Origin of the sequence: Aequorivita nionensis (assembly GCF_046352995.1) — a bacterium.
In the GTDB taxonomy this organism is placed as follows: domain Bacteria; phylum Bacteroidota; class Bacteroidia; order Flavobacteriales; family Flavobacteriaceae; genus Aequorivita; species Aequorivita nionensis.
Window position 1 is genome coordinate 1,610,245 of record NZ_CP130281.1, and the last position, 19,192, is coordinate 1,629,436.

A 19,192-nucleotide genomic window follows, 5' to 3' on the forward strand; every position below is an offset into this window, starting at 1 on the left:
TAAACTTATAAACGCTAAACATTTAAACTTTTTTGAATGAACAAAAATTATTACGCAGTAATTATGGCAGGTGGCATCGGTTCCCGATTTTGGCCTGTAAGTACCCAAGATTTTCCTAAGCAATTCCACGATATGCTTGGAACTGGTCAAACGCTGCTACAAAAAACTTTTTCCAGACTGAACAAAATTATTCCTTCAGAAAACATATACATACTTACAAATGAAATGTATCTGGAAATTACCCTGAAGCAATTGCCGGAAATTTCAGAAAAGCAAGTGGTTTTGGAACCAGCAATGCGAAATACCGCACCTTGTATTTTGCTTTCGGCTTTAAAAATAAAAAAAGAAAATCCGAACGCGGTGATGCTTGTTGCGCCTAGCGACCATTGGATTGAAGATGAAAATGCTTTTGCAAGTGATATTAAAATATGTTTTGATGCAGCAGAAAAAGATAATATTTTACTCACTTTAGGAATTGAGCCAAGCTTTCCAAATACAGGCTACGGTTATATTGAAAGCGATAAAAATGGTGCTTCAGAAATAAAAAAGGTGAAACAGTTTCGTGAAAAACCTGATTATGAAACTGCAAAACAATTTCTTGCTGCAGGAAATTTTCTGTGGAATGCGGGTATTTTTATTTGGAGTGTGAAAAGTATAGTCGCTTCTTTTGAAAATCATTTATCAGAGATGAATTTATTGTTTTCAAAAGGAATGGCTGTTTTAAACACTTCCGAAGAAAAAAAATTCATTGACCTTAATTATCCCGAAGCCGAAAATATTTCCATTGATTATGGAATACTCGAAAAAGCGAACAATGTTTATTTAAAAAAAGCAACGTTTGATTGGAACGATCTTGGCACTTGGGGAGCGCTTTACGATAAATTGGATAAAGACGAAAATAACAACTCGGTCGTAAATGCCGATACATATTTTAAGGATTCTAAAAACAATATGGTTTTTGCAAATACCAAAAAACTGGTTGTTCTTGATGGAATTGAAGATTATATTGTGGTCGATAAAGAAGAGGTGTTGCTTTTGTTTCCGAAGAAAAAAGAACAAGAAATAAAGCAGCTTTTGAGTGAAGTTTCTAATAAATTTGGTAAAAAATATTTGTAGATGGAGAATACTGAAAACAAGAATGATATTAAAATAACTCCTAATGAAGAGGAGTTCAATAATATAAAACTCAATACCTGGGAAAGTATCAAGAAATTTTTGAGCGAACTCTTTGATATTCGCTCTGATACTGACCGCGACGCTACTATTGATGCTGTAAAAAAGGATATTTCATTTAAAGGGCATACGGCGTGGATTCTTATCTTTTCCATTTTTGTTGCATCTATCGGCCTTAACGTGAGTAGCACCGCTGTTGTCATTGGTGCTATGCTTATTTCACCATTGATGGGACCTATTGTGGGCATCGGTTTATCCGTGGCCATCAATGATGTTGAAACCTTGCGACGGTCGCTTATAAACTTAGGTGTGATGGTTTTTTTGAGTGTGCTCACTGCTTTTCTATACTTTAAACTTTCGCCACTAACCGAAGAAACCCCAGAACTTATAGCTCGAACATATCCCACAATTTTGGATGTTTTAATAGCCATTTTTGGTGGTTTGGGATTGATCGTTGCGAAGACGAAAAGCGGCACTATTGCCAGCGTTATTTTTGGGGTAGCCATTGCAACAGCGTTAATGCCGCCATTGTGTACCGTAGGTTATGGTTTGGCCATCGGAAATGCTTCCTATGCAGGCGGTGCCTTGTATTTATTTAGTATAAATGCTGTTTTTATTGCCCTTTCCACTTTTATTGTTTCAAAAATACTGCGCTTTCCATTGGTGCGATATGCCAATAGCAAAAGACGCAAAAGAACCGCCCAGATTGCTTCCTTAATAGCGATTGCTGTTATGGTTCCGAGCGTTTGGTTATTTATAAAGCTTTTGGACCAACAGGTTTTCGAAAACAAGACAAAAGAATTTGTAAAAAACATTATAAAGTATGAAGGAGCTGAAGTAGTTAAATTTACACAAGACTATAAGTCTAAAAATATAGATGTTTACTTAATTGGCCGTCCCGTTCCTCAGAACAAGATAAATGAATGGTTACAGAAACTTGAAAAAACAGAAAGTTTGGAAGAAACCCGTTTGCGAATTTACCAGGGAGCAGACCAAAGTGGTGAAATGGCCGCGAAACTTTCCGGCGAAATAAAAGCTGGAATACTAGAAGATTTATATGTTAAGAATGAGCAACTGATTCAGGATAAAGACGAAAAAATACGTTTTTTAGAGAATGAAGTAGCGCTTATGAAAGTTCAAAATGTTCCCTTTAAAGAATTGAGCGAAGAGCTTAAAATAAATTATGAAGGTGTGGAAACTTTCAGTTATTCAAATAAAATAACAACAAACTTTCAAAAAACAGATACACTTGCGGTTATTAATATTCGCTGGAAAAAAGATGTCTCTTCAAAAGAAAGAAGAACTGACTTGAAAAAAATTGAGTCTTGGCTTAAGTTTAAATTGAAGTTGGACACCCTTCAAGTTTCGGAATATCCTTAAAAGAGATTATCCTTCTTTTAATTGAACGTCGCGAATTTTTTTGAAAAGATCTGAGGAATACACAAAGTTGGTTACATCTTCATTATCGGTTTTAAAAATTTCCTGATTGGTGCCCTGCCACACAAGTTTGCCGTGTTTAAGCAGAACCACTTTCTCGCCAATTTCCATTACCGAATTCATATCGTGAGTAACAACTACTGTGGTGATATCATACTCATGGGTAATTTCTTGGATAAGCGTATCTATCAATGTTGCCGTTTTTGGATCGAGACCAGAATTTGGTTCGTCACAAAACAAAAATTTGGGTTTGTTTACAATTGCACGGGCAATAGAAACCCTTTTTTGCATTCCCCCAGAAATTTCGGCAGGAAATTTTTTGTTTACGTTTTCAAGGTTAACGCGTTTAAGAACTTCGTTTACCCTAGCTAGCATATCGGTTTTTTTCTGTTTGGTGAACATGCGCAGTGGAAACATCACATTTTCTTCAATATTCATAGAATCAAACAGAGCTCCACCTTGAAAAAGCATCCCAATTTCTTCACGAAGCTTACGCTGCTGCTCATCATCCATATCCTGGATGGCTTTGTCTTCATAATAGATTCTTCCTTGTTCAGGTTTGAAAAGTCCGAGAAGACATTTCAGCAAAACAGTTTTCCCGCTACCACTTTGTCCGATAATCAGATTTGTTTTTCCTTTGTCAAATTCTGTGGTTATTCCTTTTAGAATTTCCTCGTCCCCAAAACTTTTATGTACGTCTTCTACTTTTATCATTAGCTCAGCATTAGTTGGGTTATGATATAATTGGCCGCAATTATCAGTACACTGGTCCACACAAATGAATTTGTACTGGCCTTACCTACTTCCAGAGCGCCACCCTTCATATAAAAACCTTGCCAAGAAGGTACGGTGGCAAGAATAAAGGCAAACACAGTGGTTTTGAAAAATGCGTAAAACAGTTGATACGGAATAAAATCTTCCTGTAGCCCCGCGATAAAATCAGAAGAACTGGTAAAACCACCATAAACACCAGCAACCCAACCTCCCAAAATTCCAAGGAACATGGAAAGAACAATCACGAAGGGATAAAACATTAAAGCAACAATTTTTGGAAAAACTAAATAGTTAAGCGAATTGATACCCATTACTTCTAGAGCGTCAATTTGTTCTGTTACCCGCATAGACCCTATACTTGAGGTAATAAATGAACCTACCTTACCTGCCATGATTATGGACATGAAAGTTGGCGCAAATTCCAAAATAACAGACTGCCGTGTAGCAAAGCCTATCAAGCTATCTGGAATGATAGGATTGTCCATATTCAAGGCCGTTTGTATGGCCACAACCCCGCCCACGAAAAAGGATATAAAGGAAACAATGGCCAAAGAACTTATTATAAGGTCATTGATGTCCTTAAAAATAAGATGTCTCAAAACAGATGTTTTGGTAAAACTGCCAAACACCTTTTTAATCATTAAAAAATAAGAGCCAATATCTTGTAAATACTTCATAAAAACGGATGCTTCGGCTAAAGTACTAAAATTACATCACTGTATTTTATAAAAGCAAGTTAAGAATTTCAATATGTGCGCCATTAGAAAATTACAAATTAACAGATTCGCCAATTTACCTTTTCAAAAGTTCCATCATTTTATGGAAAATCTCGTTGCTCTCATAAATACCGCTGAAATTGGAAGCGCCAGGACCTTCCGCAAAAACGGGTACCATTGTGGCAGAATGACCAGTTGTAGAAAAACTGGGTTTAATTTTATTGTAATCTTTTCCGTCTGAAGCCAGTGTGTAACCACCTGTTTCGTGGTCTGCGGTAACAATCACAAGTGTTTCGCCATTTTGTTTGGCAAAATCTAAAGCTATCCCCAAAGTTTTATCAAAATCCAAAAGCTCTTGAATTAAGTAATCTGCATCATTGTCGTGACCGCCCCAATCTATTTGACTTCCTTCCACCATCAAGAAAAATCCTTTCTCGTTTTTTGAAAGTTTTTCCAAAGCGAGCTTTGTTGCATTTGGTAAAAAGTCGCCACGACCTTCACTCATTTTAGGCATTCCATCTTCTGCAAGCAAGATGAGTTCATTTTTTTCACTTGGGGTTTTTGGAAGTTGGTCAGTAATCACTTCATAGTTTTTCGCTTTCATTTCAGCTAATAAGTCTTTTCCATCTTTTCTTTGGTTGAAAAACTTAAGTCCACCACCAGCAAAAAAGTTTACACCAGAATTTGGGGCAAACTCAGTAATTTCCTCATACATTCTTCGACTTTTTACGTGCGCATAAAAACTTGCCGGCGTGGCGTGCTGAATGGAAGATGTTGAAACAATACCAGTTCCGAAGCCTTCTTTGGAAAGTTGTTCAACAATAGTAGGAACAGGAATTGTGTCATTATCAACGCCAATTGCACCGTTATAAGTTTTAACTCCCGTAGAAAAAACAGTTGCGCCAGCGGCAGAATCAGTAACCAAATCACTAGCGGAAGAAGTTTTGCTAAGTCCGATTGTTCCGAAACGTTCAAAATTCGGTTTGCCATCTTTGTAATAAATAGCTGTGGAAACCTGGCTCAAGCCCATACCATCGCCTATGAGAAGGATGATGTTTTTAGGTTTTTTTATTTCCGAAGCGCTATGGGAAATTGTATTGTCCTTTACTTGAACGGAAACACAGGAAGCTGGGATTATTGCAAATGATAAGAGCAGGATGAGGAATCTAAAATTCATTATATGTAAAAATTTTGTTTGCAAAAATAGAGAATATAAAGGTTTTGAAGTGTTAAGTGGGTGTTGTTATATCTTAAAATTCCAAATCCCGAATTAACGAATGCCAATTTTCATTCGAATATTATCCCAGCGTAGTTTTCTAATAAATTTCCCTTCTTTTTCTGAAACTATAAATTCTAGTTTTGCCTTCTTCGCTTTTTGAAATCCTTTCATTGAATCCACAAAAAACGAAAGGCTATTTTTTTTGGAAGCCATTTTTGCAGAGGCTATCAATGTGAGCCAAAAGCCATAGCGCATTTTGTAAAAAGCCTCACCTTGTTTGTATTTGGAGATTTTTGTATAAACCTTTCCGGTAGGTTTTAAATGTTTTACGTGTAGCGAAGTATCGGTTTTTATTTTCCAGCCGTGGTATTGGGCAAGGAGTTCATCTACTGTGTCCCAGCCGATGGATTTTTTGAGCCCGCCTATTTCTTTAAAGCAGGCTTTACGGTATAATTTTATGGGGCCGCGGACTTTTGTTTTTTCTGAAATGGCTTCAAAATCCCAGCCGTTTTCTTTTTCAATATAAAGGTTACCCCCAGCGATGCCTATTTTTTCATCAGGGGTGAATAAAGCAATAATTTTTTCGAAATAATCTGAAGGTAAAATAAGGTCCGCATCAAATTTTCCGATGAGGTCAAAATTATTATCAAGGGTTTCAAAACCTTTGTAAAAAGCATTGACTACTTTGCTTCCAGGTTTGTGAAGTGCTTCAGAATTATGAAAAATATTTTCAATAAAAGAATACTTTGCTGAAAAGTGCTCGATGATTTTTTGGGTATCATCAGTTGAACCATCATTCACAATAACCACTTTTTCGGGAATTACAGTTTGGTCAACTATGGATTGAAGCATTCCGCCAATAAATATTTCTTCGTTATGGGCAGGAATAATAATAAAAATCTTCATTGTGTAAAAATATTATATATTTAGGAATATTTAAGAATTTTAAAAATTTGCATTATGGAAAAAACATTACTATTAATGGCTTTGATTTTCTTTAACGTTATCAATGCTCAGAATTATGATGTCGCTCTTTATGAAAAAATTGGATATGAGATTGGAGGCTTTGGAGATGGTCTAGATAATGAAGATTGGTTCGGATATTCTGTTGAAGGAATAGGTGATATAAACGGTGACGGAATTAATGATGTAGCAATATCTGCAATTAAAGATGATGATGGGGGATTTAATCACGGAGCAGTTTATATTCTGTTCTTGAATTTGGAAGGTTCCGTAGATAGTTATCAAAAAATTAGTGATACTGAGGGTGGTTTTGATGGTCAATTGGATGAATGGGACATTTTTGGAACATCATTATCATACTTAGGCGATATGAATAACGATGGCTTGATTGAACTTGGCGTAGGCGCAGAGTATGACGGAGATGGTGGGTATTGGCACGGAGCCGCTTGGATTCTATCTTTAAACCCCGATGGAACAGTAAATTCCTATGCTAAAATTAGTGATACAGAAGGAGGGTTTACCGCACCACTGGATGATGAGGATGTATTCGGAACAGATATTGAAACTATCGGGGATTTGGATGGCGATGGATTTCAGGATATTGCAGTTTCGGCCCGAAGGGATCCAGATGGGGGGTCCGATAGAGGCGCAGTTTATATTCTATTTCTTAATGCAGATTTTACGGTAAAAAATTATCAAAAAATAAGTGATACTCAAGGAGGTTTAAACGGTGTATTAGAAGAGGGTGATTATTTTGGAGGTTCCGTTGCGAATATTGGAGATATTAACGGCGATGGTGTAATTGATTTGGCTGTTGGGGCTTATCGTGATGACGACGGAGGTTCAAATAGAGGAGCAGTTTATATCCTGTTTATGAATACAGATGGCACGGTCAACAACCTACAAAAGATTAGCGATATTATTGGAAATTTTGACACTGAATTCAATGACGAAATGTTTTTTGGAAAGTCAATTGATTTGATGGGAGATTTAAATGGTGATGAACTGATTGAAATAGCAGTTGGTGCCAGAGGTTATCAAAATGATGGGGCTATTAACTTTGGGGCCTTTTATATTCTAAATTTAAATATTGATGGAACTGTAAGTAGTTATGTTAAATATACAGAAGGCTTACAGCACTTTGAAGGAAATATCGACGAAGGAGATTCATTTGGTTTTAGTGTGAGTAATATAGGGAGATTGACAGAAAGACATTGCCTTGCTGTTGGTGCTTTTTCTGATAATGAGGGAGGTTTTCAAAAAGGAAGTGCTTGGATATTACAACTTGGTGAAATTCTATCCATTGAAGATTTGGACGGTTTTTCAAATAAATCTTTTCTTTATCCAAATCCTTCTAAAAAATCCTTTAGTATTAATGAAGTAGATGGAATTTCTAAAATTCAAATTTTTGATATAAATGGGCGAATGGTTGTCGGTTTTGATAATTTGGAAGTTAATCTATTTGATGTTTCTTATTTACCAGTTGGGGAGTACGTAGTAAGAATCTCTTTGGAAAATGAAAATTCAAGAAATTTTAAACTAATAAAACAATAGCTATAATTTCTCAGCATAGATCAAATAATAACGCGGCGTAATCCTTCGAAGAATTGGCCGTATCCCTATTTTTTTTACGGGATTGGTGAACTTTTCACTTTTCACAATTCGCCAGCCAGCCTTTTCCAAAAGCCAGTCAAATTGCCAATCCTCAAACTCGTGATAGTGGCGGTCCCATTTGTCGGTTTTGCTTCTATAAGCCGAGGCAAACCATAGTTTTAAGGGTACGGAAGCGACCAATTTTGTAGCCCGAATATCATTTAAAACGTTGAAGGGCGAAACCAAATGCTCAAAGATTTCAAATGCGGTAACAACGTCAAATTCTTCTGTTTTTACCACAGTTGTCTCTAAATCGAGATCTTCACCTTGGGTGTTTGTAACGTTATAACCTTCTTTGGTGAGTATTTCAGAAAAAGGGTTGGAAACGCCCAAATCGAGAATTTTTTCTTCTTTGGAAATTACTTCGTTTAGAAAATTTAGGGTGTGTTTGTATCTTTTCTTGGGAAACTTGCCTTCGTACATTTTTTCAATTCTGAATTCTGAATTCTGAATTCAGAATTAATTAAACTCTATAAACTATCGCATTAATATTCATTCCCGCGCCAACACTTGCAAAAATAACAACATCTCCCTTATTGATAGCATGTCCTTCAAGTTCACCATTTAATACTAAATCATAAAGTGTAGGCACCGTAGCTACGCTACTGTTGCCCAATTTATCTATGCTCATAGGCATAATGTTTTCGGGAGTGGTCTTGTCGTAAAGTTTGTAGAACCGGTTCACGATGGCTTCGTCCATCTTCTCGTTTGCCTGATGGATAAATATTTTTTTCACTTCGTCAATTCCAACTCCGCTTTTATCCAAGCAGGTTTTCATTGCGTCGGGAACATTGTTTAAAGCAAATTCATAAATCTTTCGGCCGTACATTTTTATATACCGACGCGCATCTTTTCTTTCCAAATTATTGCTTTCGCCAAAGAAAATGAAATGTGCTTCCTCAAAAGCATAGGTTGCGCTGAAATGTGAAAGAAAACCGCCAGCTTCATCCGTAAGTTCAACAACCGCGGCTCCAGCTCCGTCACTGTAAATCATGGAATCCCGATCGTGCGGATCTACCACACGTGAAAGGGCCTCTGCCCCAACAACCAAACATTTTTTTGCTATTCCCGCTTTTATAAAAGCATAGGCTTGGATCATTCCCTCGATCCATCCCGGACAGCCAAAAAGCACATCATAGCCCACGCAAGTTGGGTTTTGGATTTTAAGATTGTGTTTTACTCGGGTTGCAATACTGGGCACGGTATCGCTTTGAACGGAATCGTGCCTTACGTCGCCATAATTATGGGCCACGATAATATAATCGAGTTCTTCTTTATTAATCCCGGCATTTTTGATGGCATTTTCAGCAGCAAAAGATGCAATGTCTGAAGTGGCTAATTTTTTTGGAATATATCGTCTTTCGTGAATGCCCGTAATAGCTTTAAATTTTTCAATTATTACAGTGTTTTCATTGCCAAAGCGAGTGCCGTCTTCATTGTAAAAATGATGATCGCCGAAATGCTCGTTCTTGGCAACTTCACTTGGAATATAACTGCCTATGCCTGTTATTTTGACATTCATAAATTGAAAGGTTTCGTTAAAAATACGGAAAATTCAGTAATTCAGTTTTCAGTCGCAGTATTCAGTAAAAATAATTTATTTTAATCTGCCTACTGCGACTGCGACTGATAACTTAATTAAGCCTCCATATAAGCTTCAATTGGATTACAAGTGCATATCAAATTTCTATCGCCATACGCATCATCTACTCTGCGAATCGAAGGCCAGAATTTATTTTCTGAAATGTATTCCAACGGAAATGCCGCTTCCTGTCTGCTATATGGGAAATCCCAAGTATCAGCAGTCAGCATTTGTAAGGTGTGTGGTGAATTTTTCAAAACGTTATTTGGCTCGTCTTTATCAGCGGCTTCAATTTCTTTTCTGATTGAAATCATCGCGTCACAAAACTCATCCAAAGCCATCTTGCTTTCACTTTCCGTTGGCTCAATCATTAAAGTTCCAGCAATAGGAAAGGAGACCGTTGGCGCATGGAAACCGTAATCCATCAATCTTTTTGCGATGTCAGTAACCTCAATTCCCTTTGCTTTGAATGGGCGGCAATCCACGATCATTTCGTGGGCAGCACGGCCGCGTTCGCCTGCGTAAAGCACTTCATAATGGCCGTTCAATCTTTCTTTGATATAGTTTGCGTTCAAGATAGCATTTTGTGTAGCTTTCTTCAAACCGTTCACCCCAAGCATGCAAATGTAGGCATAGCTAATAAGACAAACCAACGAGCTGCCATAAGGCGCTGCGGAAATTGCGGTGATAGCATTTTCACCACCTGTTTGGATTACTGGGTTTGAAGGCAAAAATGGCACCAATTGTTTGGCAACGCAAATTGGTCCAACTCCCGGTCCACCACCTCCGTGAGGGATAGCGAAAGTTTTGTGAAGATTCAAATGGCAAACGTCTGCGCCAATTGCGCCCGGATTGGTCAAGCCAACCTGTGCGTTCATGTTTGCACCGTCCATATAAACCTGTCCGCCATTTTCGTGGATAATACTGGTTATTTCGCGAATAGCAGACTCATAAACTCCGTGAGTTGAAGGATAAGTTACCATCAAACAGGAAAGATTGTCTTTGTGTTTTATTGCTTGTGCACGAAGATCTTCCACGTCTATATTTCCTTCATCGGTTGATTTTGTTACCACCACCTGCATCCCGGCCATCACGGCACTTGCGGGGTTTGTTCCGTGTGCCGAGGAAGGAATCAAACAAATATTTCTATGACTTTCGCCGCGCGATTCGTGATAGGCGCGTATAACCATCAACCCAGCGTATTCGCCCTGTGCACCACTATTAGGTTGAAGAGAAGTTCCCGCAAATCCTGTAATTTCCGTAAGTTGTTTCTCAAGTTTTTTCAGAACGGTTTGGTAGCCTTCCGCTTGTTCCACGGGAACAAATGGGTGCATATTGCCCCACATCGGGTCACTTAACGGCAGCATTTCCGCGGCGGCGTTCAGTTTCATTGTGCATGAACCCAAGGAAATCATGGAGTGGTTCAACGAAAGATCTTTGCGTTCCAGTTTTTTTATGTAGCGCATCAAATCGGTTTCGCTGTGGTATTTATTGAAGACTTCCTGTTGAAGAAATGTGGTTTTACGCGCCACTTCTTTAGGAATTTTATTACCAGTTTCAAGCTCGGTAATCTTTTGGAAATCCTTTTTAATGGCTTCTGAAAAGATTGCAACTATTTTGTTCAAATCCTTAACGGTCGTGGTTTCGTTAATTGATATTGAAACCGTTTCGTCATTTGGGTAATAGAAATTCACTTCCTTCGCTTCCGCCAAAAACTTGATTTTGGTAGCATCGGTCTTTATTGCGATGGTGTCAAAATAAGTTTCGTTCATTTGTTCGAAACCTAATTTTTCCAGAGCATTTGCAAGGGTAGCAGTGCCATTGTGTACTTTTCTCGCAATGTATTTCAAACCTTCCGGTCCGTGGTACACAGCATACATTCCAGCCATAACCGCCAATAAAACCTGGGCAGTACAAATGTTTGAAGTTGCCTTGTCGCGTTTAATGTGCTGTTCTCTTGTTTGAAGCGCCATGCGCAAAGCACGGTTGCCGTCAGTGTCTTTTGTAACGCCGATAATCCTTCCAGGAATACTTCGTTTGTATTCTTCTTTTGTTGCGAAGAAAGCCGCGTGCGGTCCGCCGTAACCTAACGGAATTCCAAAACGCTGCGTGGTTCCCACTACAACATCAACCCCAAAATGGCCGGGAGATTCCAGCATTACAAGGCTTAAAATATCTGCCGCAACGGCAACTTTTATCTGCGAGTCGTTGGCTTTTTCAATGAAATTTTTATAGTTGTAAACCTTTCCGGTTCTGCTTGGGTATTGAAGTATTACCCCAAAAAATTCCTCAGAAAAGTCAAAATCCTCGTGGTTGCCCACAACCAATTCAATTCCAAGAGGAATAGAACGCGTTTCAAGCACCGAAAGCGTTTGCGGAAGCACTTCTTCCGAAACAAAAAACTTGGAGGCGTTACTCTGCTTTTTTCCTTTCTCGCGAACGTTGTAAAGAAGCGCCATTGCCTCTGCGGCAGCGGTTGATTCATCTAAAAGTGAAGCATTTGCAAGCTCCATTCCGGTTAAATCGCTAACTACTGTTTGGAAATTAAGCAAAGCTTCCAGTCTTCCTTGTGCAATCTCCGCTTGATATGGCGTATAGGCCGTGTACCATCCCGGGTTTTCCAAAATATTACGTTGGATTACTGGAGGCGTGATGGACTGATTGTAGCCCAAACCAATATATGTTTTGAAAAGTTTATTTTTTGTGGAAAGCTCGGTGATGTGCTCCAGGTATTCCTGCTCACTCATTGCTGTATCCAAATCGAGTGCTTTTTTCAGCAAAATATCGTCTGGAACGGTTTCATAAATAAGTTGGTCAATAGAGCTTACACCAATGGTTTTAAGCATTTCGGGAAGATCGTTTTCCCGGGGACCGATATGCCTTAAAGCAAAAGAATCTGTGTTCATTAATTTGCGATTGAAATTTAGGTGGCAAAATTACAATATTAAACGTGAATTAGCTCCTTTTTGAGTGTTTGAAAAGTATTATTTTTCAACTAAATAGTAAGGTTATAAACACTTTGGTTATTTTTGGATGTATGAAGTTTCTAAAGCGTGTTTTTGCTTTTTATATTAATGCCAGCATCCATGTTGCTTTGGCTGTTTTATCCTTATTGGCAATTACGGTTTTGGAATATCATTTAGTGATTCCAATTGAGCTTTGGCTCTTTGTTTTTCTTGGTGCCTTAACGGGTTATAACTTTGTGAAATACGCCAAAGTTGCAGGCTTGCACCACAGAAGCTTAACGCAATCTTTAAAGGCCATTCAGATTTTTTCGGGAATATGCTTTGTATTCTTGGCCTTTATAACATTCAAACTTTCCATACAAACGCTTATGATTACAGCGGCTTTTGGTCTGGCCACTTTTTTTTATGCGGTACCCTTTGTGAGGCATAAGAACCTCCGAAATTTTTCAGGATTGAAGATTTTTGTTGTTGCCTTTGTTTGGGCGGGAGTTACGGTTATTGTGCCGGTTGTTGCTTCCGAAGCAACAATTTCATTGGATATTTTGCTTACTTTTTTGCAACGGATTTTAATAGTGGTCGCTTTGATTCTCCCATTTGAAATACGCGATGTGCCCTATGATGCCTTAAACCTAAAAACACTGCCACAGCAGGTTGGCGTTCGGAACACAAAATTATTGGGGTTGGCTGTTTTACTGATTTGTTTGGTTTTTGAGTTTTTTAAACAAGATTCAGACGTGGCCTATATTGTGAGCCTCTTGATATTTTCTGTGTTTATGGGCTGGTTTTTGATTACTTCCAAAACCGATCAAAATCGCTATTTTGCTTCGTTTTGGGTGGAAGGCTTACCTATAATTTGGTTCTTGCTTTTTGTGCTTTTTGAACAACTTTAGGATTCTGAACCATTGTTGGCTTCCTGCTGGAGCCTTGTTTTTAAAACCTCTTTTTCTTCGGGAAGAAGTGTTTTGAGGTTTGCAGCTTTTATGGTTTCGGTAAGCTTGGTGTTTCGTTTGGCATGGCCACGGCACAATGCACAAATAAGGATGTGCATTTTAAATTTTAATTTTTCGAAGAAGCTGGCCTCATTATATTGGCTTTTGTCACATACGTGAACGGCTTCATCACACTTCAAAAAAAACTTCATATTTTTTAATTAAACCAATTTTTCTCAAGACACTCTGCTAAGGTTTTTCTTGCCCGATGGATTATTACCCAAAGGTTAGACGGCGTAATATTGTATTCTTTACAAATTGCTTCGGTATCAAAATTTTCAATGGTTTTCTTTTTGAAAATAGTTGCTTGCTTTTGGGGCAGTTTGTCCAAACACTCCAGAATAGCAAGGCCTAATTCTTTGTTCTCCATTGTGTCCTCTGCGGTTTTGTCAAAAGGATCGGCGGCATTTTCTTCCAGCCAATCGCCTTCAGAGTCTTCATCGCGATAGGCTATATGAACCTCTGCCTTTCCTTTTTTGGAATTGATTTTACGGTAGTAATCAATTATTTTCCGTTTCAGGATTGAAATAAGCCAAGTGCGTTCCGAAGCTTCTCCCTTAAAGTTTTTTTTCGATTTAAGTCCCGCCAAAAAAGTTTCCGAAATTAGGTCTTGTGCAACTATATGATCGTTTACCCTTACAATTGTGTAATTGTAGAGGTAATCCGCATAATTGTCAACCCATTGGTCGGGATTCAGTAGTTCCAAAAGAATAGTTTTTAGCCTATTTCAAAAATAGGAAAGTTTTAATTACATATACGGAAATGCTATCTATTTAGTTTTTTGAATATGCTCTGCTGAAATAGTTAAACTTTCAAAATACTGCCATTAATTGGGGAGAAATTTTATTTTTACAGAATAAACATATAAACTTCCCGATGAAAAAATTTACTATTGGAATATTCACATTCCTTTTATTTACAGTTGCCACAAATGCTCAAAATAGCACTTCCTTTCATGCAACTATGGATGCCAATGATGCTATATCCTTCAAAGCGCTCTTTCCAAATGATATGCAGATTTTAGACATTCAAGGCAGACAAGCTGCTGTTATCATTTCCGAAGAAATTGCCCATGAAATTCACGACAACGTTATTACTCACGGTCCCGGCTATATTTTTAGAGCTTCTGAAGAAAAAGCGCTCTTGGCTTTAAACAGAGAGCCGCGGAGAAATTCAACCTTAGATTTTACCATTACTGAAGACATATTCGTAAATGAATGCTTGGATTTAGTTAATGGACAAAACATTGAGGACAATATTTTAGAATTACAAAATTACGGAACACGTTATCATACAAAATCACAGGCTGCACAGGCCGTGATGGACCAAAAAGCAAAATGGGATGCTATGATTTTGGCTTCTGGAAGAACTGATGTTCACGCACGCATTTACAATCACGTAAACACGCCCATGCCCTCTGCTATCTTAACCTTTGATGGCGCAGATACCCCAGAGGAGTTTGTGATTATTGGTGGGCATATAGATTCAACAACCTTTGGAAATAAAGACAATGCACCCGGAGCTGATGACAATGCTTCTGGTATTTCCTCATTAAATGAAATTGTGCGCGTACTTTTAGAAAAGAATTTTGTGCCAAGCAGTAGTGTTGAAGTAATGGCTTTTGCGGCAGAAGAAATTGGACTGGTTGGTTCTGCCGAAATTGCTGAAGCCTATGCCAATAACGGCGTTAATGTGGCTGCTTACGTTCAGTTTGATATGACAGGCTTCAATGGTTCCAATAGCGATATTTATATTACTACAGATTGGTACAACAGCTCACAACTTAATGATTATTTAACTGATTTGATGGATCATTACAACGCTTCGGGAATACACAGTTTTACTTATAACTATACTGAATGTGGCTACGGTTGTTCAGACCACGCTAGTTGGGCTGATAACGGTTATTACGCTGCTTTCCCTTTTGAAGCTTCTTTTAACCAGTCAAACTCAAACATTCACACTCCAGATGATGTTTACTCATATTTTAATACTCCAGAACATGCTGTAAAATTCACAAAGCTTGGTTTGGAATTTTTAATAGAAGCTGCAAAGCGCAAACTACTTTCTGTAAATGATTTTTCTGAAAATGCTGTTAGTGTTTTTGTAAAAGATAAAACGTTGAATTACCGTTTAAAAAATACTGTTTCACAATTAAAAGAGGTTTCTGTTTTCAATGTAACGGGACAAAGAATAATTTCGGAAGAAATAGACAATGAAGCAGGAAACATTGAGCTACAGCAGTTCGCTCAAGGGTTTTATATTGCCCAGTTCGCTTTAGAAAATGGCCATACAATTACTAAGAAATTTATATTGAATTAGTGTCAGGTCTAGCCCTTCGACTACAATCGAGGGGGGCATATTTGCACTCACGGAGACATTTGACAAGACCTCAAAAGTATTAAAAATTTTGAGGTCTTTTTATTCACAGCAGCCCTGCTCGTTTTAATAACGCCTCTGGATCTGGCTTTTGCCCGCGGAATTTTATGTAAAGCTCCATCGGGTCCATCGTGCCGCCCTGTGAAAGCACAAAACCTTTAAACCTGTCAGCTACCTTTTTATTGAAAATACCTTCTTGTTTAAACAATGCGAAAGCATCCGCATCCAAAACCTCGGCCCATTTATAACTGTAATAACCAGCTGAATATCCGCCTTGAAAGATATGGGAAAATGAAGTGCTCATACAGTTTTCCTTCACATCGGGATATAATTGGGTGTCATCAAAAGCAGCTACTTCAAAAGCTTTTACGTCTTTTATTCCTGAAGGATCGCTGCCGTGCCAAGCCATGTCGAGCATTCCAAAACTTAACTGTCGCAGTGTTGCCATTCCTTCCAAAAAAGTAGCGGAATCCTTAATTTTTTCAACGTATTCCATGGGGATTACTTCCCCAGTTTTGTAATGTGTGGCGAAAAGCTCCAAGGTTTCTTTTTCATAACACCAATTCTCCAAAATCTGGCTGGGTAATTCCACAAAATCCCAATAAACACTTGTTCCCGAAAGACTCGGGTAGTGGGTGTTTGCAAGCATTCCGTGCAATGCGTGACCAAACTCGTGGAACAAAGTTGTGACTTCATTAAAAGTCAAAAGCGAAGGTTTGCTCGCAGTTGGTTTTGTGAAATTGCAAACAATGGAAATATGTGGGCGGTCATTTATTCCGTCCTTAATTTGTTGCGGTTTATAGGAAGTCATCCACGCGCCATTTCGCTTTCCAGCACGCGGGTGGAAGTCTGCGTAAAAGATGGCAACCAATTCGCCTTCGTCGTCTTTTACTTCGTATGTTTTTACGTCTGCGTGGTATTTATCGATGTTTTGCACTTCTTCAAAATGGAGACCGTAGAGTTTTTCCGCAACGGTGAAAACTCCGTTAATTACATTTTTTAGTTCGAAATAGGGCTTCAGCTTTTCATCGTCGAGATTGAAAAGTTTCTGTTTTAGTTTTTCGGAATAATAAGCGCCGTCCCATTTCTCCAAACGGTCGATGCCGTCCAATTCCTTCGCGAAAGCGGTCAATTCATCAAACTCCTTTTGAGCGGCAGGTTTTGCCTTTCCCAGCAATTCATTCAAAAATGACTTTACTTTTTCGGGTGTTTCAGCCATTCGTTCCTCCAAAACAAAGTGCGCGTGACTTTTATAGCCCAACAAATTGGCCCGTTTATGGCGAAGATTTGCAATCTGCAAAACGTTTTGTTGGTTGTCCAAAGCGTCATTATGAAATCCTTTTGCACCAAAGGCAATTGCCATTTTTTTGCGTAGCTCGCGATTGTCGGCATAGGTAACGAACGGAACGTAACTTGGATAATCCAAAGTGAAAACCCAACCTTTTTTTTCTTTTTCCTCTGCAGTTTGGGCAGCGGCTTCAATCACGCCTTCTGGCAATCCCGAAAGATATTTTTTATCTGTTAGGTGAAGCTCGAATTTGTTAGTTTCTGCCAAAACGTTTTCCCCGAAAGTAAGTTTCAACTTGGAAAGTTCTGCGTCAATTTTGCGCAATTCTTTTTTCTTTTCTTCGGAAAGATTGGCGCCGTTTCTTGAAAAAGCCTTGTATTTTTTGTCGAGCAGCATCTGCTGCTCTTCGGAAAGATTTAATGAGTCCTTTTGATTGTAAACCGTTTTTAGTCTTTCAAACAAAGCCTCATTCAGCAACATATCATTACTGAATTCCGTAAGCATAGGCGATATTTCCTGAGCTATTTTCTGTATTTCGTCATTGGTTTCGGCACTGTTGAGGTTGAAGAAAATGCTTGTTGCTCTTTCCAACTTTTCACCTGTATTTTCCAAAGCTTCCACTGTATTTTTAAAAGTAGGAGCTTCCGAGTTGGAAGTTATGGCATCAATTTCACTCTTTGTTTCGGCAATCAATTTGCTGATAGCGGGGAGGAAATGTTTATTTTCTATTTTGGAAAATGGGGCGGTGTTGTATGGTTGTAATAGAGGGTTATTATTCATAATTTATTACTAGTTCTGTGTCTGGTCGAGCGCAGTCGAGACCTAACTACTTGTAGATAATTTTTTACTTAGAATGACCTCTCGACTGCGCTCGAGGGGACATTTATATAATATTTAAAACTGAATACTGCTACTGACCACTGCGAACTTTCGCAGCCCCTTCTTCAACCTTCATCTTCAAGCCTTCTTTATAGGCAACAATCTTGTCGAGAACACATTTATCTGAAGAACCAATAATCTGTGCGGCAAGAATTCCTGCGTTTTTTGCGCCATTCAATGCCACCGTGGCAACTGGAACGCCGCCTGGCATTTGGAGGATGGACAGAATGCTGTCCCAGCCATCAATGGAATTGCTGGATTTTACGGGCACGCCAATAACCGGAAGTGGCGACAGCGAAGCAATCATCCCCGGAAGGTGTGCCGCGCCGCCCGCGCCTGCAATAATTACCGTAATACCTCTTTTATGGGCGTTTTTCCCGTAATCAAAAAGTTTGTCTGGAGTGCGGTGGGCGGAAACAATATCCACTTCCACTTCAATGTCGAATCCTTTTAAAATATCTACCGCTTCCTGCATTACTGGCAGGTCGCTGGTGCTTCCCATTATTATTGCTACTTTGCTCATATTTACTAGTTCTGTGTCAGGTCGAGCGCAGTCAAGACCTACTTCATTATAATAATCCTGTTTAATAAGGACCTCTCGACTGCACTTCGACTGCTTTCAGTACAGGCTATTCGAGGGGACATTTTATTTCTATGTCTGGTCGAGCGCAGTCGAGACCTCATCGGCAGTTGGTCTATATTTTGAATGTGTCATATTCCTACATTCTGCGAGTATTTGAAGCATTTCAAAATCCTCATTAGCCAAAGCTTTCTTTTTTTGCGCACTCCATTTTTTTATTTTTTTCTCGAAATATATGGCTTGTTCCACATCATTGAATTCTTGATGGAATATTAATTCCAAAGGTCTTCGTTTGTATGTGAAACAAGATTTATTTAATCCATTCTGGTGTTCATCGAACCGTCGTGAAATGTTATTTGTGAATCCTGTATAAAGTAAACCATCTGAACATTCTAATATGTAAATGTAATATGATTTCATTTAAGAACAGAATAGTTTGAATTATTGTTCTGTGTCTGGTCGAGCGCAGTCGAGACCTATTTCATTATAATAATCCTGCTTAATAAGTACCTCTCGACTGCGCTCGAGGGGACATTTTGGTTTTAAAGATTGTTAACATTTGCGTTTCTGGTCTAGCGCAGTCGAGACCTACTT

Annotated in this window: 17 protein-coding genes; 5 read left to right on the top strand and 12 right to left on the bottom strand. The window is 38.6% G+C overall.

The annotated features are described in order from the left end of the window. Nucleotides 1-36 precede the first annotated feature (36 nt). Nucleotides 37-1,116, top strand: a complete 1,080-nt coding sequence (locus Q2U82_RS07295; RefSeq protein WP_410007024.1) for a mannose-1-phosphate guanylyltransferase — start codon at nt 37-39, stop codon at nt 1,114-1,116. Beyond that, nucleotides 1,117-2,553, top strand: a complete 1,437-nt coding sequence (locus Q2U82_RS07300) for a DUF389 domain-containing protein (RefSeq protein WP_410007025.1) — start codon at nt 1,117-1,119, stop codon at nt 2,551-2,553. Nucleotides 2,554-2,559: 6 nt separating this feature from the next. Here the strand turns inward: Q2U82_RS07300 and Q2U82_RS07305 are convergent, their stop codons facing one another. The 4 genes from Q2U82_RS07305 to Q2U82_RS07320 form a co-directional block, all read right to left on the bottom strand. Beyond that, on the bottom strand, nt 2,560-3,324 hold the full coding sequence (locus tag Q2U82_RS07305; RefSeq protein ID WP_410007026.1) for an ABC transporter ATP-binding protein: 765 nt from the start codon (nt 3,322-3,324) through the stop codon (nt 2,560-2,562). After that, complete coding sequence (locus Q2U82_RS07310; RefSeq protein WP_410007027.1) at nt 3,324-4,061, bottom strand: MlaE family ABC transporter permease; 738 nt, start codon at nt 4,059-4,061, stop codon at nt 3,324-3,326. Before Q2U82_RS07310 ends, Q2U82_RS07305 begins: the two co-directional genes overlap by 1 nt. 115 nt (nt 4,062-4,176) lie before the next feature. Then, complete coding sequence (locus Q2U82_RS07315) at nt 4,177-5,277, bottom strand: alkaline phosphatase (protein ID WP_410007028.1); 1,101 nt, start codon at nt 5,275-5,277, stop codon at nt 4,177-4,179. 93 nt (nt 5,278-5,370) lie between these two features. Then, nucleotides 5,371-6,225 carry a glycosyltransferase gene (locus Q2U82_RS07320; protein ID WP_410007029.1) on the bottom strand — a complete coding sequence of 285 codons (855 nt, stop codon included), beginning with the start codon at nt 6,223-6,225 and terminating at the stop codon, nt 5,371-5,373. 54 nt (nt 6,226-6,279) lie between these two features. Between Q2U82_RS07320 and Q2U82_RS07325 the strand changes: the two genes are divergently transcribed. Then, complete coding sequence (locus Q2U82_RS07325) at nt 6,280-7,836, top strand: T9SS type A sorting domain-containing protein (RefSeq protein WP_410007030.1); 1,557 nt, start codon at nt 6,280-6,282, stop codon at nt 7,834-7,836. On the opposite strand, the gene Q2U82_RS07330 is transcribed toward Q2U82_RS07325, so the two are convergent. The 3 genes from Q2U82_RS07330 to gcvP form a co-directional block, all read right to left on the bottom strand. Next, complete coding sequence (locus Q2U82_RS07330; RefSeq protein WP_410007031.1) at nt 7,837-8,358, bottom strand: methyltransferase; 522 nt, start codon at nt 8,356-8,358, stop codon at nt 7,837-7,839. A gap of 40 nt (nt 8,359-8,398) precedes the next feature. Next, nucleotides 8,399-9,457 (bottom strand): 3-oxoacyl-ACP synthase III family protein, encoded by a 1,059-nt coding sequence (locus tag Q2U82_RS07335; RefSeq protein ID WP_410007032.1) that lies wholly within the window; start codon nt 9,455-9,457, stop codon nt 8,399-8,401. Nucleotides 9,458-9,573: 116 nt separating this feature from the next. Then, nucleotides 9,574-12,423 carry an aminomethyl-transferring glycine dehydrogenase gene (gene gcvP, locus Q2U82_RS07340; RefSeq protein ID WP_410007033.1) on the bottom strand — a complete coding sequence of 950 codons (2,850 nt, stop codon included), beginning with the start codon at nt 12,421-12,423 and terminating at the stop codon, nt 9,574-9,576. A gap of 131 nt (nt 12,424-12,554) precedes the next feature. On the opposite strand from gcvP, the gene Q2U82_RS07345 reads away from it, so the two are divergent. Continuing rightward, entirely contained in the window at nt 12,555-13,373 is an 819-nt protein-coding gene (locus Q2U82_RS07345; protein WP_410007034.1) for a hypothetical protein, read from the top strand. On the opposite strand, the gene Q2U82_RS07350 is transcribed toward Q2U82_RS07345, so the two are convergent. Both Q2U82_RS07350 and Q2U82_RS07355 read right to left on the bottom strand, forming a co-directional pair. After that, on the bottom strand, nt 13,370-13,624 hold the full coding sequence (locus tag Q2U82_RS07350; protein ID WP_410007035.1) for a hypothetical protein: 255 nt from the start codon (nt 13,622-13,624) through the stop codon (nt 13,370-13,372). The two genes, Q2U82_RS07345 and Q2U82_RS07350, sit on opposite strands and share 4 nt — an antisense overlap. Before the next feature lie 5 nt (nt 13,625-13,629). Further along, nucleotides 13,630-14,178 carry a sigma-70 family RNA polymerase sigma factor gene (locus Q2U82_RS07355; RefSeq protein ID WP_410007036.1) on the bottom strand — a complete coding sequence of 183 codons (549 nt, stop codon included), beginning with the start codon at nt 14,176-14,178 and terminating at the stop codon, nt 13,630-13,632. Nucleotides 14,179-14,348: 170 nt separating this feature from the next. Here Q2U82_RS07355 and Q2U82_RS07360 point away from each other — a divergent pair, with 170 nt between their 5' ends. Then, nucleotides 14,349-15,794 carry a M28 family peptidase gene (locus tag Q2U82_RS07360; RefSeq protein WP_410007037.1) on the top strand — a complete coding sequence of 482 codons (1,446 nt, stop codon included), beginning with the start codon at nt 14,349-14,351 and terminating at the stop codon, nt 15,792-15,794. 103 nt (nt 15,795-15,897) lie between these two features. On the opposite strand, the gene Q2U82_RS07365 is transcribed toward Q2U82_RS07360, so the two are convergent. From Q2U82_RS07365 to Q2U82_RS07375, 3 genes are all read right to left on the bottom strand, one after another. Further along, entirely contained in the window at nt 15,898-17,919 is a 2,022-nt protein-coding gene (locus Q2U82_RS07365) for a M3 family metallopeptidase (protein WP_410007039.1), read from the bottom strand. A 130-nt stretch (nt 17,920-18,049) separates the two neighbouring features. Next, a complete protein-coding gene (gene purE, locus Q2U82_RS07370) occupies nt 18,050-18,541 on the bottom strand; it encodes a 5-(carboxyamino)imidazole ribonucleotide mutase (RefSeq protein WP_410007040.1) in 492 nt (163 codons plus the stop codon). Between the two features lie 129 nt (nt 18,542-18,670). Further along, on the bottom strand, nt 18,671-19,018 hold the full coding sequence (locus tag Q2U82_RS07375; protein WP_410007042.1) for a GIY-YIG nuclease family protein: 348 nt from the start codon (nt 19,016-19,018) through the stop codon (nt 18,671-18,673). Nucleotides 19,019-19,192 lie beyond the last annotated feature (174 nt).

Excerpts from the sequence above, each read along its gene's own strand:
- Q2U82_RS07300 (WP_410007025.1), top strand. The coding sequence starts at position 1,117 with ATGGAGAATACTGAAAACAAGAATGATATTAAAATAACTCCTAATGAA.
- Q2U82_RS07305 (WP_410007026.1), bottom strand. The coding sequence starts at position 3,324 with ATGATAAAAGTAGAAGACGTACATAAAAGTTTTGGGGACGAGGAAATT.
- Q2U82_RS07295 (WP_410007024.1), top strand. The coding sequence starts at position 37 with ATGAACAAAAATTATTACGCAGTAATTATGGCAGGTGGCATCGGTTCC.
- Q2U82_RS07310 (WP_410007027.1), bottom strand. The coding sequence starts at position 4,061 with ATGAAGTATTTACAAGATATTGGCTCTTATTTTTTAATGATTAAAAAG.
- Q2U82_RS07335 (WP_410007032.1), bottom strand. The coding sequence starts at position 9,457 with ATGAATGTCAAAATAACAGGCATAGGCAGTTATATTCCAAGTGAAGTT.
- Q2U82_RS07330 (WP_410007031.1), bottom strand. The coding sequence starts at position 8,358 with ATGTACGAAGGCAAGTTTCCCAAGAAAAGATACAAACACACCCTAAAT.
- Q2U82_RS07360 (WP_410007037.1), top strand. The coding sequence starts at position 14,349 with ATGAAAAAATTTACTATTGGAATATTCACATTCCTTTTATTTACAGTT.
- Q2U82_RS07375 (WP_410007042.1), bottom strand. The coding sequence starts at position 19,018 with ATGAAATCATATTACATTTACATATTAGAATGTTCAGATGGTTTACTT.
- Q2U82_RS07365 (WP_410007039.1), bottom strand. The coding sequence starts at position 17,919 with ATGAATAATAACCCTCTATTACAACCATACAACACCGCCCCATTTTCC.
- Q2U82_RS07325 (WP_410007030.1), top strand. The coding sequence starts at position 6,280 with ATGGAAAAAACATTACTATTAATGGCTTTGATTTTCTTTAACGTTATC.
- purE (WP_410007040.1), bottom strand. The coding sequence starts at position 18,541 with ATGAGCAAAGTAGCAATAATAATGGGAAGCACCAGCGACCTGCCAGTA.
- Q2U82_RS07315 (WP_410007028.1), bottom strand. The coding sequence starts at position 5,277 with ATGAATTTTAGATTCCTCATCCTGCTCTTATCATTTGCAATAATCCCA.
- Q2U82_RS07345 (WP_410007034.1), top strand. The coding sequence starts at position 12,555 with ATGAAGTTTCTAAAGCGTGTTTTTGCTTTTTATATTAATGCCAGCATC.
- Q2U82_RS07320 (WP_410007029.1), bottom strand. The coding sequence starts at position 6,225 with ATGAAGATTTTTATTATTATTCCTGCCCATAACGAAGAAATATTTATT.
- Q2U82_RS07350 (WP_410007035.1), bottom strand. The coding sequence starts at position 13,624 with ATGAAGTTTTTTTTGAAGTGTGATGAAGCCGTTCACGTATGTGACAAA.
- gcvP (WP_410007033.1), bottom strand. The coding sequence starts at position 12,423 with ATGAACACAGATTCTTTTGCTTTAAGGCATATCGGTCCCCGGGAAAAC.